Below are 15,898 nucleotides of genomic sequence, written 5' to 3'. Positions count from 1 at the left end.
GGATGGGGTTTGCTTTGCGCACAGTAGTCGACGGATCAACCGACCAGCCAGTAACCGCAGGTCCGACCGCCACTGTTCACAAGAGGCGCGCGCTGCTTACGCTTGATCGCCATGGCACCCACACCCGCCGGTAACACGACGACCCGCGTCCACGTGATCAGCGACGTCCACGGCAACGTCCGCGACCTGGCCAGGGCCGGCGAGGGCGCCGACGCCCTGGTCTGCCTCGGGGATCTGGTCCTCTTTCTCGACTACGCCGACCACTCGCGCGGCATCTTCCCCGACCTGTTCGGCACGGCCAACGCCGACCGCGTCGTCGAGCTGCGCACCGCCCGCCGCTTCACGGAGGCGCGCGATTTCCAGGCGCGGCTGTGGGAGGGCGCCGGCGGGGACCGGCGGGCACTGATCGAGGCAGCGGTGCGCAAGCAGTACGCCGAGATGTTCGCCGCCTTCCCCACCCCCACGTACGCCACCTACGGCAACGTCGACATGCCGCCGCTGTGGCACGAGTACGCGGGCCCCGGCACGACCGTGCTCGACGGACAGCGGGTGGAGATCGGCGGCCGGGTCTTCGGCTTCGTCGGCGGCGGCCTGCGGACCCCGATGAACACGCCGTACGAGATCGGCGACGAGGAGTACGCCGCGAAGATCGAGGCCGTCGGCGAGGTGGACGTGCTGTGCACGCACATCCCGCCGGAGGTGCCGGAACTGGTCTACGACACGGTGGCCCGGCGCTTCGAGCGGGGCAGCCGCGCGCTGCTGGACGCGATCCGCCGCACCCGCCCCCGCTACGCCCTGTTCGGGCACGTGCACCAGCCGCTGACGCGGCGGATGCGGATAGGGGCGACCGAGTGCGTGAACGTCGGGCACTTCGCGTCGACGGGCCGGCCGTGGGTCCTTCAGTGGTGAGCGGGGGCGCGCCCGGGGCGGCCGGGCGGGAGCCGGACTTGCGCAGGTAGGTGGTGACATCCGTCCTGTCCGTGCGCGATAGCCTGCACGCGGCACACGTGCGCACGACGGCGCACGACCACCTCAGTACCGGCCCGCATCTGGAGGAGCCACAGCGATGGCGGAACACACCAGCTCGAGCATCATGATCGAGGCGGCACCGGCCGACGTCATGGCGGTGATCGCCGACTTCGCCCGTTATCCGGACTGGACCGGCGAGGTGAAGGAGGCGGAGGTCCTCGCGACCGACGCGCGGGGGCGTGCCGAGCAGGTCCGACTCGTCATGGACGCCGGGGCGATCAAGGACGACCAGACGCTGGGGTACACCTGGACCGGCGAGCACGAGGTGTCCTGGACGCTGGTGAAGTCCCAGATGCTCCGCTCCCTCGACGGCTCCTACCTGCTCCGGCCGGCTGGCACGGGCACGGAGGTCACCTACCGGCTCACGGTCGACGTCAAGATCCCGATGCTCGGCATGATCAAGCGCAAGGCCGAGAAGGTCATCATCGACCGCGCCCTGGCAGGCCTGAAGAAGCGAGTGGAGTCGGGAGAGAAGTAGCTTCCCGCTCCCGCCAGGCAGCTGCGGGCAGTCGTGCCGCTGGGGCGGCACGGGTGGGCGCAGCTGCACCCGGGCAGCGCCGGTCCGCGTCACGCCGGCGCGGTGCCCAGGCGCCGGGCGACAACGGCAGCGCCGCCGCACCTCGCACCGGACAGCGCGCACGCACGACCCCGTCACCCCCGCCCACGCAGGTACCGTTCACCCCCATGCGCACCCTCCTGATCACCGGCCCCGGCGGCAGTGGCCGTACCACCGTCGCCGCCGCCACCGCGCTCGCCGCCGCCCGCCGGGGCACCCGCACCCTCCTCCTCGGCGCCGACCGCGACGACACCGTCGGCGCCGTGCTCGGAGTGCGCACGGGCCCCGCACCGATCACCGTCGAGCCCCGCCTCACCGCCTGGCGGCCGGACCCCGCCCAGGGCTTCCGGGACGGTCTCACCGCCCTCCAGGACCGCGCCGCCTCCGCCCTCGACCTCCTCGGCGCCGCCCGCCTCGACCCCGAGGAACTCACCCCCCTGCCCGGCGCCGACGAACTCGTCCTGCTGCGCGCCCTGCGCGACGCCGCCCTCGCCGACGGCCCCGACCACCACGAGCTCCTCGTCGTCGACCTGCCCGCCGTGCCCCGGGCCCTCGCCCTGCTCGCCCTGCCCGAGGAACTGCGCCGCTACCTCCGCCGCCTGCTCCCGCCCGAGCGGCAGGCGGCCCGCGCCCTGCGCCCCGTCCTCGGCCGACTCGCCGGCGTCCCCATGCCCGCCGAGGCGCTGTACGAGGCCGCCGCCCGCTGGGACCTGGAGCTCGCCGCCGCCGAAGCCGTCCTCGCCGACCGGAACACCGTCGTACGGCTGGTCGCCGAACCCGGCCCGGCCGGCGCCGACGCCGTCCGCTCGGCCACCCTCGGTCTCGCCCTGCGCGGCCTGCGCACCGACCTCCTGGTCGCCAACCGCGTCCTGCCCGAGGACACCCCGGCGGACAGCTGGCTCACCGGCCCCCTCACCCAGCAGCGCAAGGCACTGGAGGAGTGGCAGGGCACGTACGACGTCCGCACCGTCCCCCACCTCGGGCGCGACCCGCGCGGCGGCGACGACCTCGCCGCGCTCGCCGCGCCGGGCGTCAACCCGGACGTCGCCCCGGTCGAGTGGCCCGTCACCGACCGGCTGGCCGAGGACGGCGTGCTGGTCTGGCACATCCCGCTGCCCGGCGCCATACGCGACGAACTCGACCTGGTCCGCCGCGGTGACGAACTGGTCCTCACCGCCGGGCCGTTCCGCCGGATCGTCCCGCTGCCGTCGGCGCTGCGCCGCTGCACCGTCGCCGGGGCCGCCCTGCGCGAGGGCGTCCTCGCCGTCCGGTTCGCACCCGACCCGCGGCTGTGGCCGCAGAGCCGCTGAACCTGCCGCACCCGTTCGGGTAACGTCGTAAGGACGAGCCGTAGTCAGGAGTCCGTCATGAGTGAAGAGCTCCCCCCGTCCGAGGCCGCTCGCCCCGACGAGGCCGACGCGGTCGACGAGGTGCGTGCCACCGACGCCGACGCCTGGGCGACGGCGTGCGCCGAGGACCTCGAGTCGGAGAAGGCCCGCCGCCGCGCCGAGTACGGGCCACCGCCCGGCTCGGCCGCCGAGGAGCTGCGCCGGCTCGTCGACACCGTCGCGGACAAGCTGTCCGGCCTCCAGTCCCCGCTGCTCGGCCAGGTCGCCGGCCCGGCCGCCCAGCAGGTGGTCCGACAGGTCGTGCAGCAGGCCAAGGCCGCCGTCGAACCGGTCATCGAGCGCAACCCGGACGTCTTCGACCATCTCGCGGCCGCCGGCGGCGAACTTCTCGCCGCCTACCGTTCCGCCGTCCAGAACCAGGAGACCCGCTGGACCACCGGGGCCTCGCGGGCCCCCGGGACTTCCGCGGACGACCCCCGGGACCCCCGGGACCCTCGTGACCTGGACGAACCGCGCGACGGCCGGAGCGACACCGGACGCGACACCGGACGCGACGACGGCGACGAGGGCACCGGCCCGGGCCGGCGCATCGACTTGGACTGACACCGCCCTCGGGTACGGTTGGCCGTAGCGGGGCTCGACCGAAACTGAGGGATTCATGGGACTCACCATCGGCGTCGATATCGGCGGCACGAAGATCGCGGCGGGCGTGGTCGACGAGGAAGGCAACATCCTCTCGACCCACAAGGTGCCGACCCCGGGCACGCCCGAGGGCATCGTGGACGCCATCGCCTCCGCGGTGGAGGGCGCGCGCGCGGGTCACGAGATCGTCGGCGTCGGCATCGGCGCCGCCGGATACGTCGACCGCCAGCGCTCCACGGTCTACTTCGCGCCCAACATCGACTGGCGCCAGGAGCCGCTCAAGGAGAAGGTCGAGGCCCGCGTCGGCCTCCCGGTCGTCGTGGAGAACGACGCCAACGCCGCGGCCTGGGGCGAGTACAGGTTCGGTGGCGGCAAGGGCCACCGCAACGTCATCTGCATCACCCTCGGTACCGGCCTCGGCGGCGGCATCATCATCGGCAACAAGCTGCGCCGCGGCCACTTCGGCGTGGCCGCCGAGTTCGGCCACATCCGCATGGTGCCGGACGGTCTGCTGTGCGGCTGCGGCTCGCAGGGCTGCTGGGAGCAGTACGCCTCCGGCCGCGCCCTCGTGCGCTACGCCAAGCAGCGTGCCAACGCCACCCCCGAGCGCGCCGAGGTGCTGCTCGCGCTCGGCGACGGTACGCCGGACGGCATCGAGGGCAAGCACATCTCGGTCGCCGCCCGCCAGGGCTGCCCGGTCGCCGTCGACTCCTACCGCGAGCTGGCCCGCTGGGCCGGCGCCGGTCTCGCCGACCTGGCCTCCCTCTTCGACCCGTCCGCCTTCATTGTCGGCGGCGGCCTCTCGGACGAGGGCGATCTGGTGCTCGACCCGATCCGCAAGTCGTACAAGCGGTGGCTGGTCGGCGGCAACTGGCGCCCGGTCGCCGACGTCGTCGCCGCCCGGCTCGGCAACAAGGCCGGCCTGGTGGGCGCGGCCGACCTGGCCCGGGAGCCCGACCCGATCATGTAGGCGTACGGCGCTCCGACGCTCCCCGAGGGGCGCGAGACTCTGTGAACACGCGGTTCGGCCGCGTGGGCGCGACAAGCCGCACCACCGGCAGTCGCCCGCAGACCTCGCGCCCCGAGCTGTCGGACGTACGTGCACGCTGCGGGGGCGTACATTGATCCACATGGAGCCGCTCCCCAACTCCCGCACCGAAGCCGACGGTTCGGCCGTCGTCCGGGTCCTCAGCTACAACATCCGCTCGATGCGCGACGACACCGACGCCCTCGCCCGTGTGATCGCCGCCTGCACCCCCGACCTGGTCCTCCTCCAGGAGGCCCCCCGGTTCTTCCGCTGGCGCAAGAAGCTCACCCGGCTCGCCGCCGCCTCCGGGCTGGTCCTCCTCTCGGGGGGCGGCACCGCCGCGGGGCCCGCGCTCCTGTGCTCCCTGCGCGCCACCGTCGAGCGAACCGAGGACGTCCTGCTCCCCCTCACTCCCGGCCGGCACCGCCGCGGCTTCGCGACCGCCGTGGTCCGGATCGGCGGGGCCCGCCTCGGCGTCCTGAGCTGCCACCTGTCACTGGAGGCGGACGAGCGGTACGAGCAGGCGGGCCTGCTCCTCGACCGGCTCGCCGGGCTCGGTGTGACGCACGCGGTGGCGGGCGGCGACCTGAACGAGCGCCCCGGCGGCCGCACCTTCCGGCGGCTCGGCGACGGTCTGCGGGACTGCTGGACCGCCGCTCCCCGGGGCGGCGAGTACACCTTCTCCACGGCCGCCCCCGACCGGCGCATCGACGCGGTCTTCGTCACGGAGGGCGTCGAGGTACTGGGCTGCGGGGTGCCGCTGGGCCTCACCGGGGTGAGCGAGGACGACCTGAGGGTGGCCACGGACCACCTCCCGGTCCTGACCGTCCTCCGTGTGCCCGCCTCCACGGGCTGATCCGCGGGACGGCCGGGCCCCGGCCGATGCGCAGGACGGGCCCTGGACCCGACCAGGGGGTGTCAGAACGGCACTCCTAGACCACCGCGCCCCGCCCCGGGTCGTCGTCGTCCTCGTCGCCCGTCCGCATCCGCATGACCAGGGTGGCGAAGCCGCCGAGGAAGCCGCCGACGCTCGCGGTCGTCAGCCACCAGCTCATGTCCCAGCCGAGCACCACCGCCAGCAGCAGCAGGAAGGGTCCGCCGATCACACCCAGCCATGCGAACTTCGCGGTGGTGTCCCCCTCCGGCAGCGGCGGCGGCTCTGGCGGCACGAAATGGCCCTCGTCGTCCTCGTCCAAGTCGTCGTCCGACGGCTCGGCCGGCGTGTGGTCGCGGGGACCGGGGCCGACGCCGGGTGCGAAGGCGATCGAGCTGCCCAGCGGCCGTGCCGAGGCGGGCCGGTCGGCCCCGGGCTTGTCGTCGTTGGTCTCGGTCTCCAGGAGCGCCAGGTCCTCGACCGACTTGAACGGCTTCGCGCCCGGCGGGTCCGGCGGCTCGTCCCCGTAACCGGCGACGATCGCGTCCCAGGCGGCGTTCTCGTCGAAGGGCACGCCCTGCTCCTCGGGCCCGCGGTCCACCGCGCCCTCCCGTCCCTCGCGGTGCTCCCGCCCCCGCGCCACGTCCCGCCCGAGGTCTTGCCCCGGGTCCCGTTCCAGATCCCGCTTCTCGCGCTCCTCGCGGTCCTCGCGGTCCGAGTCGTGCTCAGCCACCTGCGGCCGTCCCTTCCTTGCCGAGACCGGGCTCCGGCTCCCTGACGGAACCGGGCGCGAGCCGGCCGATGAACGCGACACTCTCCGCGAAGATCCGGTCCGCGTCGTGGTCCAACGTCGCCACGTGGTAGCTCTGTTCCAGCAGGACCTCCGTGACATCCGTCGACGACACCCGGCCGAGGATGCGGGCCGAGTCGGCCGGCGGCACCACGTGGTCCTGCGGGCTGCGCAGCAACAGCAGCGGCTGCGTCACCTGCGGCAGGTCGCCGTCGGCCAGACGGAAGAACGCACGCAGCGAGTGCGCCGCGTGCAGCGGCACCCTGTCGTATCCGAGCTCCGTGGCGAGCGGCTTGGCGATGTCACTGGCGATGCCCTTCGCCGCGGGCACTAGGTGGCGCAGGACCGGGAGGGCGTGCTGGGTCACGCCGTGCATCCGGTTCGCCGGGTTGACGACCACCACGCCCGACACCGCGTCCCCCTGCTTGGCCGCGAGCCGCAGCGCCAGCGCACCGCCCATGGACAGGCCGGCCACGAAGACGCGCGCGCACCGCTCCCGCAGGGCGCGCAGCTCCCGGTCCACCTCCGCGTACCAGTCCTGCCAGCCGGTGACCTGCATGTCCTGCCAGCGCGTGCCGTGCCCGGGCAGCAGCGGCAGCGCGACGGTCAGACCGCGCGCGGACAGATACCGGGCCCAGGGGCGCAGCGACTGCGGGGACCCGGTGAACCCGTGGCAGAGGAGGACGCCGACCTCACCGCCCTCGTGGCGGAACGGCTCGGCTCCGGGCAGGACCGGCACGTCTCGGTCTCCTGTCGTCAGGGGGCCGGCACAGCCGGCACGTCGGGTGCGGTGCATGCGGGTGCGGTACTTGCGGGAACTTCACCGTACGCGACCGCACTGACACCGACCAGGGCCGTCGGGGCCATTGACGGTGCCCCGGGATAGGGTCTGACCCACAGACACAGGAGGCACTCGCTTGTTGTACGGCGCGATGAAGGTCACCGTCGGGGGTTCGCTGAAGCTTGCCTTCCGGCCCTGGGTGGAAGGCCTGGAGCACGTCCCGGCCGACGGCCCGGCCATTCTGGCGAGCAACCACCTGTCGTTCTCCGACTCGTTCTTCCTGCCCGCGGTCCTCGACCGCAAGGTCACCTTCATCGCCAAGGCCGAGTACTTCAACACCCCCGGCGTCAAAGGCCGGCTGACCGCCGCCTTCTTCAAGGGCGTCGGCCAGCTCCCGGTGGACCGCTCCGGAGTGCGCGGCGCGGGCGAGGCCGCGATCAAGAGCGGCATAGAGGTCCTGGAGCGCGGCGAGTTGTTCGGCATCTATCCCGAGGGCACGCGCTCCCCGGACGGCCGGCTCTACCGGGGCAAGCCGGGCGGTCTCGCGCGCGTGGCGCTCGCCACCGGCGCGCCCGTCATCCCGGTCGCCATGATCGACACCGAGAAGATCCAGCCGCCCGGCAAGGTGATGCCGAAGCTGATGCGGCCCGGCATCCGCATCGGCAAGCCCCTCGACTTCACCCGCTACCAGGGCATGGAGCACGACCGCTTCGTGCTCCGCGCGGTGACCGACGAGGTCATGTACGGGATCATGAAGCTCTCCGGCCAGGAGTACGTCGACGTGTACGCGACCGCCATGAAGCGGCAGCTCGCGGACGCGGCGAAGGCCGAGAAGGAGGCGGCCAGGGCCGCGAAGGCCGCGCTCGCCCAGGCGGAGAAGGAACAGGCCGCCAAGGAGAGGGCGGCGGCCGAGCAGGACCGCCCCGCCGACGACCGGTAGCGGCCGGACAGGGCGGCGGGCCGGACAGGGCGGCGGACGTACTGGCAGCCGGGGACGGGGGGACATGGCCAGACGCGAGAGAGTCATGAGGATGTCGGTCGAGCAGCCGCTGTGGCGCGCGCTCGCCGGCTATCGCGTGCTCACCATGCTGTACGCGATCGGCTTCTTCACCACCGCCTACTCCGGCTTCGCCCGCCCCTGGCTCGCCGTCGCCTACTACGCCGTCCTCTTCGTCTGGACCCTGGCCACCCTCCCCAAGGTCTCGAGCGCGGCGAGCTGCACCAAGCGGTTCCTCACCGTCGACCTCACCATCGCGCTGACCGGCATCCTGCTCACGCCGTTCGCCGACGCGCACGAGCGGGTCATGAACGGCGGCCCGACCCTGCCGTCGATATGGACCGCCGGCTCCGTCCTCGCCTTCGCCATCAAGGGCGGCTGGCGCTGGGCGGCCGTCGCCTCCACCCTCGTCGCCGTCGCCAACCTGGTCGAACGCGGCAGCCCCGCCCGCGACACCGTCCACAACGTCGTCCTCGTCTGGGTCGCCTCCATCGCCATCGGCTACGTCGTCGAGGTCGCCCGCGCCTCCGAGCGCACCCTCGCCCGCGCCCTCGAGATCGAGGCGGCGACCAGGGAACGGGAGCGGCTCGCCCGGGACATCCACGACAGTGTGCTCCAGGTGCTGGCGATGGTGCAGCGGCGCGGCGCCGTCATCGGCGGCGAGGCGGCCGAGCTGGGCCGGATGGCCGGAGAGCAGGAGGTGGCCCTGCGCACCCTGGTCTCCGGCGGCCTGGTGCCCGTCTCCCGCCTCTCGGAGGACACCGCCGAGGGCGCGGTCGTACGGGCGATGGACGAACCGGAGCGGGACGATCCGGACACTCCCGTCGACCTGCGCGCTCTGCTCGCCCCGTACGCCGGCCCCCTCGTCAACCTCGCCGAGCCGGGAGCGCCGGTCTCGCTGGCCCCCCTCGCGGCCCGGGAACTCGCCGCCGCCGTGGGCGCCGCCCTGGACAACGTCCGCAAGCACGTCGGTGAGCACGCGCGCGCGTGGATCCTGGTCGAGGACGAACCGGACGAGGTGATCGTCACCGTCCGCGACGAGGGGCCCGGCATCCCCGAGGGGCGGCTCGCCGAGGCGGAGGGCGAGGGACGCCTCGGCGTGGCCCTGTCGATCCGGGGCCGGCTGCGCGAGCTGGGCGGCACGGCCGAACTGATCTCGGTGCCCGGCCAGGGCACGGAGGTCGAACTGAAGGCACCGAAGAAGACGACCAGCAGTACCACCGCACGGGGGAAGGCAGCGGAGCGATGACCGAACGACAGGAACCGATCAGGGTCATGGTGGTCGACGACCACCCGATGTGGCGCGACGCCGTCGCCCGGGATCTCGCCGAGTCCGGTTTCGACGTGGTCGCCACCGCCGGCGACGGCGACCAGGCGGTGCGCCGCGCCCGGGCCGTCGCGCCCGGCGTCCTTGTCCTCGACCTCAACCTGCCCGGCAAGCCCGGCGTCCAGGTCTGCAAGGAGGTCGTCGGCGCCGACCCGAAGCTGCGCGTCCTCGTCCTCTCCGCGAGCGGGGAGCACGCCGACGTGCTGGAGGCGGTGAAGTCCGGCGCGACCGGATACCTGCTGAAGTCGGCCTCCACCGAGGAGCTGCAGGACGCGGTGCGCCGCACGGCCGCCGGTGACCCGGTCTTCACCCCGGGGCTGGCCGGACTGGTCCTCGGCGAGTACCGCCGCCTCGCCTCCGAACCGGCCCCCGCCGCGGAGACCGGTGAGCCCGGGGCGCCCCGGCTCACCGACCGCGAGACCGAGGTGCTGCGCCTGGTCGCCAAGGGACTCAGCTACAAGCAGATCGCCGAACGCCTCGTCATCTCCCACCGCACCGTGCAGAACCACGTCCAGAACACCCTGGGCAAGCTCCAGTTGCACAACCGCGTGGAACTCGTGCGGTACGCGATAGAGCGCGGCCTCGACGACGAGTGAGCAACGCGCGACACCGCCCCCCTTCGTGTGTGAGCTTCCAGGCTCCTGTGAGGGGGCGATGCCGCGCGCCGGAGCCGTCGCCGTCGCCGAGACCACGGCCCGGCCGAAGACGGCCGATCCGAGGCTGTACGGCGAGGTCGGGGTCCTCTTCGGCTGACCGGCGGCCTGCGTCCCGACGCCGTATATTCGGCCCGGGGGCCGGCAGCCCGGCGGCAGCCGAGTCCAGCAGAAACGGGAGCGGTCATGGAGATCCTGGTCTTCGGCGTCCAGGCCGACGAGAAGCCCCTGATCGAGCAGGCCTTCCAGGGCCACGACGAGGTCCGCTGCCTCGACGTCTTCCTCAACGAGGACACCGCCCCCATCGCGGTCGGCCACGAGATCGTCTCCACCTCCGTCAACGCCGACCTCGGCGCCGGCGTCCTGGAGATCCTCGCGGCCGGCGGCACCCGGATGGTGGCCCAGCGCTCCACCGGTTTCAACAACATCGACCTCGGCACGGCCGAGCGGCTCGGTCTGACCGTGGCCCGGGTCTCGTACTACTCGCCCCACTCGGTCGCCGAGTTCGCCTGGACCCTGGCCATGGCCGTCAACCGCCGGATCGTGCGCGCCGCCACCCGCACCCGCGACTTCGACTTCCGCCTGCACGGCCTGATGGGCCGGGACATGCACGGCCGCACCGCCGGTGTCATCGGCACCGGCAAGATCGGCGAGTCCTTCGCCCGGATCGCCCACGGCTTCGGCATGCGGCTGCTCGGCTGGGACGTCGCCGAGAACCCCGCCTGCATGGAACTCGGCATGTCCTACGTCCCGAAGGACGAGCTGCTCGCCCGGTCCGACCTGATCACCCTGCACGTCCCGCTGATGCCCGAGACCCGGCACCTCATCGACGCGGCCGCCCTCGGGTCGATGCGGGACGACGCCATCCTGGTCAACTCCAGCCGCGGCGGCCTGATCGACACCACCGCGCTCGTCGGTGAACTGCGCGCGGGGCGCTTCACCGGCGTCGGCCTTGACGTGTACGAGGCGGAGGCGGGCCTGTTCTACCTCGACAAGTCCCTGGAGGCCATCGCCGACGACACCCTGGCCCGCCTCGTCACCTTCCCGAACGTCCTGGTGACCTCGCACCAGGCGTACTACACCGAGGACGCCGTCGGCCAGATCGTCGACACCACGGTGAAGAACGTCCTCGACTACCTGGCCGGCCGCCGTTCGGAGAACGTGCTGGTGCCGCGGAACTGACGGACCTGTCCCCGCGAGTGCGGGGAGCGAGCACCGCGTGGGCCCGGCTCGGCGGGTGTGCAAGGGCCATCCCCGCGCAACCGGGGAGCAATCCGTCATGACCACGACGACGCCCCGGGAACGTCACGGCTGTCGAATCGGTGACTCGGCCATCAGCGCCGTGATGATTGCCTGACCGTTCAGTGTCAACACGGACTCGGGATGGAACTGCAGCGACGCGAACCCCGCGCCCCGCAGCGCGTGCACCTCGCCCCCCGCCGTCCGGCTCACCTCCACGTCGTGCGCGGCCAGCTCCGCGGCCGTCCCGTCGTCGCAGCGGGCGGTGAAGCTGTTGTAGAAGCCGACGGTCTCGCGCCGCCCGAACAGGTCGATCTCCGCCTGCGCCCCCTGGTACGGCACCTCCTTGCGGACGATGTCCAGCCCCAGCTCCGCCGCGATCAGCTCGTGCCCGAGGCAGACACCGAGGACGCCGTGCCGGTTGTCCCGGAGCACCTCGGCGGTCAGTGCGCGCAGGAAGGCCATCTTGGGATCGGCGGGGTCGGAGGGATCACCGGGGCCGGGCCCCAGCACCACCGGGCCCTCGTGTCCGAGCACCGCCTCCCGAAGCCCCGGCTCGCTGTACCGGCGCACGCTCACGGTGAGCCCCGACGAGCGCAGCACGTGCGCGAGCATCGCCGTGAAGGTGTCCTCGGCGTCCACGACCAGGGCGTGGCCCTCCAGCGCCTGGGACGGCTCCTGCATCCGCAGCCAGAACGGCGCCAGCGAGGAGCGCCGTCCGTCCAGCGCCGCCCGCACGCGCGGGTCGTCGGCCAGCTTCGGCCGCCCGGCCTCCGCGCGCGGCCGGGACGGACGTACGCCCAGCGCCGACAGGACCCCGGCCGCCTTGGCGTGGGTCTCCGCGACCTCGCCGGCCGGGTCCGAGCCCCGTACCAGCGTGGCGCCGACCGGCACCCGCAGCCGTCCGGCGGCGTCGATGTCGGCGGTGCGGATGAGGATGGGGGAGTCGAGGGTCTGGGCACCGCCGGAATCCCTGCCGAGCAGGGCCAGCGCGCCCGCGTAGTAGCCGCGCCCTCCGACCTCGTGCCGCTCGATGACCCGGCAGGCGTTCTGCACCGGCGAGCCGGTGACCGTCGCCGCGAACATGGTCTCCTTCAGCACCTCCCGCACGTCCAGCGAGGAACGGCCGCGCAGCTCGTACTCGGTGTGTGCGAGGTGCGCCATCTCCTTCAGCCGCGGCCCCACGACCACGCCGCCCCTGTCGCCGACGGTGCACATCATCTTGAGCTCCTCGTCGACCACCATCGACAGCTCCTCGATCTCCTTGCCGTCGGCGAGGAAGCCGAGCAGGTGCTCGGGGGACGGTCCCTCTGCGGGATAGCGGTACGTCCCGCTGATCGGGTTCATGACGACCGTGCCGCCGGACATCCGCACATGCACCTCGGGGCTCGCCCCGACCAGCGTGCGATCCCCCGTGTGCACCACGAACGTCCAGTACGCGCCCCGCTCGCCCGCCAGCAGCCGCCGGAACAGCGCCAGCGCGTCGGCCCGCCCGAACCCGGGGATCAGACCCCCGTACGTCCGCCGGATCACGAAGTTGGCGCCCTCGCCGCCGCCGATCTCCTCGTCCAGCACCCGCCCGACGATCCGCGCGTACTCCTCGTCGTCCACGTCGAAGCCGCCGTCCTCGACGTGGACGTCGTGCGCCGGGAGCCGGTCGAGGGCCTCGGCGAGCGGGATGTCGTGCCGCTCCTCGGGGGTCAGCACCAGCAGTGGCGTGCCGTCGTCACGGACGTCGAAGCCGCGCTCGCGGATCTGCCGGAAGGGGACGAGCGCCAGCCCCTCGTCGGGCAGGCCGGCGAGTCTGTCGTGCTCCGTGACCGGGCCGAGCAACAGTTCCACGGTGTCGTGGTCATGGCCCGGGGTGCGGCGCCGGAGCAGGGCGAACGGGCGGGAGTCGTCCAGGAGGCGGTCGATCGGTGTCATGGTCCGTGTCCCTCTCGGTCTCTCTCGTCGAGACTCTCGGTGGGAGGAACGGCCCCGGTCGCGAAAACACCGAAGGCCGCCCCTCGGGCGGCCTTCGCGAAGTCTTGCGTACGCGCAGTCAGTGGGCCGCCGGAAGAGCGGTCCACCACCAGTTCTGGATCGAGTGCGCGAACATACGGCGCAGCGTACCCCACCGCCGTCCGTCCACAGGGCGTTGTGCGCGTCTCATTCCCTGGGCACGGGGCGGGGACCCCGGTCCGACCCCGTAATGTTGGGGCCGTGACCGTGAACGCTAAGACCAGCGCGAGCGCTGGCAACACCTGGCGAGACCTGCCCGCGGCGCAGCAGCCCGAGTACCCCGACACCGAGGCTCTGCGCGCAGTGATCGCGGACCTCGAGTCGTATCCGCCGCTCGTCTTCGCGGGCGAGTGCGACCAGCTGCGCGCCCGGATGGCGGCCGTCGCCAAGGGAGAGGCGTTCCTCCTTCAGGGAGGCGACTGCGCCGAGGCCTTCGACGCCGTGTCCGCGGACCACATCCGCAACAAGCTCAAGACGCTGCTCCAGATGGGCGCCGTGCTCACGTACGCCGCGTCCGTGCCCGTGGTGAAGGTGGGGCGGATCGCCGGCCAGTACTCCAAGCCGCGCTCCAAGTCGACCGAGACCCGCGACGGCCTGACGCTGCCGACCTACCGCGGCGACTCCGTCAACGGGTTCGAATTCACCGAAGAGGCCCGGATCCCGGACCCCGAGCGGCTCAAGCGCATGTACCACGCGTCGGCGTCCACGCTGAACCTGGTGCGTGCCTTCACCACCGGCGGCTACGCCGACCTGCGCCAGGTGCACGCCTGGAACCAGGACTTCGTGAAGTCGTCGCCGTCCGGCCAGCGCTACGAGCAGCTCGCCCGGGAGATCGACAACGCGCTGAACTTCATGCGGGCCTGTGGGACGGACCCGGCCGAGTTCCAGACGGTCGAGTTCTTCTCCTCGCACGAGGCGCTGCTGCTCGACTACGAGTCGGCCCTCACCCGCGTCGACTCGCGCACCGGGCAGCTGTACGACGTCTCCGGGCACATGGTGTGGATCGGTGAGCGCACCCGGCAGCTGGACCACGCGCACATCGAGTTCGCCTCCCGGATCCGCAACCCGATCGGCATCAAGCTCGGCCCGACCACCACGGCCGAGGAGGCGCTGCAGTACATCGAGCGCCTCGACCCGGAGCGTGAGCCGGGCCGGCTGACCTTCATCGTCCGGATGGGCGCGGACAAGATCCGCGACAGGCTCCCGGAGTTGGTGGAGAAGGTCACCGCGTCCGGTGCGGCCGTCGCCTGGATCACCGACCCGATGCACGGCAACACCTACGAGGCGGCCTCCGGCCACAAGACGCGGCGCTTCGACGACGTGCTCGACGAGGTCAAGGGCTTCTTCGAGGTCCACAAGTCGCTCGGCACCCACCCGGGCGGCATCCACGTGGAGCTGACCGGTGACGACGTCACCGAGTGCGTGGGCGGCGGCGACGAGATCTTCGTCGACGACCTGCACCAGCGCTACGAGACGGCCTGCGATCCGCGGCTGAACCGCAGCCAGTCGCTCGACCTGGCGTTCCTGGTGGCGGAGATGTACCGGGACCAGTGAAGACCCGCCCGTCGGACGAGGTCGGGCGGGCGGCGGGGACACGGAATTGGGGCGCGGGTCACATACGATCCGCGCCCCCTTCTCTTTTGCCGTCCCTGCGTCATGGGTAAGGTTAGGTTTGCCTCACCGAACAGTCGGAGTCTCCGGTCGTCGGTACGGCACGACCCTGTACTCCGTCCGGGAGGTGAACCACGTGTTCGTCTGCAGCTGCTTCGGTGTCACCGAGGAACAGGTGAAGAGTCACGCGGACGCCGGTGCCTGCACTCCCCGGCAGATCGCCTCCGCCTGCAAGGCAGGCACCGACTGCGGCGGCTGCGTACGCCGCATCCAGGCGCTGCTCGGCCGTGGCGCCTGCCCCCGCCGGCAGCCGGCCGACCAGAGGGAACCGGTCCTCGCGAAGCTCCCGGAAGCGGCCTGACCCGAGCGGCGACGGCCGGGCCGGAGCGGAAGCTGCCCCCAGCCGGAGCGGACGCGGTCCGGCTGGTGCGGAAGCTGCCCGGCTAGAGCGAGCCGGGACCCGACGGGTCCGGCTGGGACTGCTCGATGACCGTCGACAGGTAGAGCGACTCGCCGAGCTTCTCGATCAGTTCGAGCTGGGTATCCAGGTAGTCGATGTGGTGCTCCTCGTCGGCGAGGATCGCCTCGAAGACGTTGGCCGACGTGATGTCGTTCTTGGCCCGCATCACCTCGACCCCCCGGCGCAGCCGGTCGATCGCCTCGACCTCGATCTCCCGGTCCGCCTGGAACATCTCGGTCACGCTCTGGCCGACCCGCACGTGGAAGAGCCGCTGGTAGTTCGGCAGGCCGTCCAGGAGCAGGATGCGGTCGGTCAGCACCTCGGCGTGGCGCATCTCGTCGAAGGACTCCGCGCGCGTGTACTTCGCGAGCTTGGTCCAGCCCTTGTGGTCCTGCAGTTTCGCGTGCAGGAAGTACTGGTTGATCGCCGTGAGCTCGGCGGTCAGCTGCTCATTGAGGAACTCGATGACCTCGGGGTCGCCCTGCATCGCTTGACGCTCCTTCGAACGGGAACTGGCGTGTTGCGCCGCATGATTGCACCGGCTCCGAAGATCGTCCAG

17 protein-coding genes are annotated in these 15,898 nt (G+C 72.4%); 12 read left to right on the top strand and 5 right to left on the bottom strand.

All coding sequences use genetic code 11. The features are described 5' to 3' along the window. The first annotated feature begins 111 nt into the window (after positions 1–111). From ABEA26_RS30335 to ABEA26_RS30310, 6 genes are all read left to right on the top strand, one after another. On the top strand, positions 112–909 hold the full coding sequence (locus ABEA26_RS30335) for a metallophosphoesterase family protein (protein WP_345596567.1): 798 nt from the start codon (positions 112–114) through the stop codon (positions 907–909). Positions 910–1,066: 157 nt separating this feature from the next. Further along, positions 1,067–1,507 carry an SRPBCC family protein gene (locus tag ABEA26_RS30330; RefSeq protein WP_345596566.1) on the top strand — a complete coding sequence of 147 codons (441 nt, stop codon included), beginning with the start codon at positions 1,067–1,069 and terminating at the stop codon, positions 1,505–1,507. Between the two features lie 206 nt (positions 1,508–1,713). Continuing rightward, positions 1,714–2,895, top strand: coding sequence for an ArsA family ATPase (locus ABEA26_RS30325; protein ID WP_345596565.1), 1,182 nt, complete (start codon positions 1,714–1,716; stop codon positions 2,893–2,895). A 57-nt stretch (positions 2,896–2,952) separates the two neighbouring features. Continuing rightward, positions 2,953–3,537, top strand: a complete 585-nt coding sequence (locus ABEA26_RS30320; RefSeq protein WP_345596564.1) for a DUF5304 domain-containing protein — start codon at positions 2,953–2,955, stop codon at positions 3,535–3,537. A gap of 55 nt (positions 3,538–3,592) precedes the next feature. After that, positions 3,593–4,546: an ROK family glucokinase gene (locus ABEA26_RS30315; protein WP_345596563.1), complete on the top strand. Its 954-nt coding sequence runs from the start codon at positions 3,593–3,595 to the stop codon at positions 4,544–4,546. Positions 4,547–4,706: 160 nt separating this feature from the next. Further along, positions 4,707–5,459 carry an endonuclease/exonuclease/phosphatase family protein gene (locus ABEA26_RS30310; RefSeq protein ID WP_345596562.1) on the top strand — a complete coding sequence of 251 codons (753 nt, stop codon included), beginning with the start codon at positions 4,707–4,709 and terminating at the stop codon, positions 5,457–5,459. A 76-nt stretch (positions 5,460–5,535) separates the two neighbouring features. Here ABEA26_RS30310 and ABEA26_RS30305 read toward each other — a convergent pair whose 3' ends face one another. Then, entirely contained in the window at positions 5,536–6,210 is a 675-nt protein-coding gene (locus ABEA26_RS30305) for a hypothetical protein (RefSeq protein ID WP_345596561.1), read from the bottom strand. Next, positions 6,203–7,006 (bottom strand): alpha/beta hydrolase, encoded by an 804-nt coding sequence (locus ABEA26_RS30300; RefSeq protein ID WP_345596560.1) that lies wholly within the window; start codon positions 7,004–7,006, stop codon positions 6,203–6,205. Before ABEA26_RS30300 ends, ABEA26_RS30305 begins: the two co-directional genes overlap by 8 nt. 193 nt (positions 7,007–7,199) lie before the next feature. Between ABEA26_RS30300 and ABEA26_RS30295 the strand changes: the two genes are divergently transcribed. The 4 genes from ABEA26_RS30295 (at position 7,200) to ABEA26_RS30280 (ending at position 11,207) form a co-directional block, all read left to right on the top strand. Next, positions 7,200–7,988, top strand: a complete 789-nt coding sequence (locus tag ABEA26_RS30295) for a lysophospholipid acyltransferase family protein (RefSeq protein WP_345596568.1) — start codon at positions 7,200–7,202, stop codon at positions 7,986–7,988. 64 nt (positions 7,989–8,052) lie between these two features. Continuing rightward, positions 8,053–9,294, top strand: coding sequence for a MacS family sensor histidine kinase (gene macS, locus ABEA26_RS30290; protein WP_345596559.1), 1,242 nt, complete (start codon positions 8,053–8,055; stop codon positions 9,292–9,294). Then, a complete protein-coding gene (locus ABEA26_RS30285) occupies positions 9,291–9,968 on the top strand; it encodes a response regulator (RefSeq protein WP_345596558.1) in 678 nt (225 codons plus the stop codon). Before macS ends, ABEA26_RS30285 begins: the two co-directional genes overlap by 4 nt. A gap of 243 nt (positions 9,969–10,211) precedes the next feature. Continuing rightward, positions 10,212–11,207: a 2-hydroxyacid dehydrogenase gene (locus tag ABEA26_RS30280; protein WP_345596557.1), complete on the top strand. Its 996-nt coding sequence runs from the start codon at positions 10,212–10,214 to the stop codon at positions 11,205–11,207. A 123-nt stretch (positions 11,208–11,330) separates the two neighbouring features. On the opposite strand, the gene ABEA26_RS30275 is transcribed toward ABEA26_RS30280, so the two are convergent. Next, positions 11,331–13,190, bottom strand: coding sequence for an anthranilate synthase family protein (locus ABEA26_RS30275; protein WP_345596556.1), 1,860 nt, complete (start codon positions 13,188–13,190; stop codon positions 11,331–11,333). A gap of 118 nt (positions 13,191–13,308) precedes the next feature. Continuing rightward, positions 13,309–13,365 carry a trp operon leader peptide gene (locus ABEA26_RS36450; RefSeq protein WP_351392507.1) on the bottom strand — a complete coding sequence of 19 codons (57 nt, stop codon included), beginning with the start codon at positions 13,363–13,365 and terminating at the stop codon, positions 13,309–13,311. A 104-nt stretch (positions 13,366–13,469) separates the two neighbouring features. Here ABEA26_RS36450 and ABEA26_RS30270 point away from each other — a divergent pair, with 104 nt between their 5' ends. Together ABEA26_RS30270 and ABEA26_RS30265 are read left to right on the top strand one after the other, a co-directional pair. Then, a complete protein-coding gene (locus tag ABEA26_RS30270) occupies positions 13,470–14,822 on the top strand; it encodes a class II 3-deoxy-7-phosphoheptulonate synthase (RefSeq protein ID WP_345596555.1) in 1,353 nt (450 codons plus the stop codon). Between the two features lie 184 nt (positions 14,823–15,006). Next, complete coding sequence (locus ABEA26_RS30265; RefSeq protein ID WP_345596554.1) at positions 15,007–15,240, top strand: (2Fe-2S)-binding protein; 234 nt, start codon at positions 15,007–15,009, stop codon at positions 15,238–15,240. Positions 15,241–15,322: 82 nt separating this feature from the next. Here the strand turns inward: ABEA26_RS30265 and bfr are convergent, their stop codons facing one another. Next, positions 15,323–15,826, bottom strand: coding sequence for a bacterioferritin (gene bfr / locus ABEA26_RS30260; RefSeq protein WP_055416507.1), 504 nt, complete (start codon positions 15,824–15,826; stop codon positions 15,323–15,325). Between the last annotated feature and the right edge of the window lie 72 nt (positions 15,827–15,898).

The sequence above is a fragment of the Streptomyces marokkonensis genome (assembly GCF_039539045.1).
Classification (GTDB): domain Bacteria; phylum Actinomycetota; class Actinomycetes; order Streptomycetales; family Streptomycetaceae; genus Streptomyces; species Streptomyces marokkonensis.
This window is presented reverse-complemented; position numbering and strand designations above follow the sequence as displayed.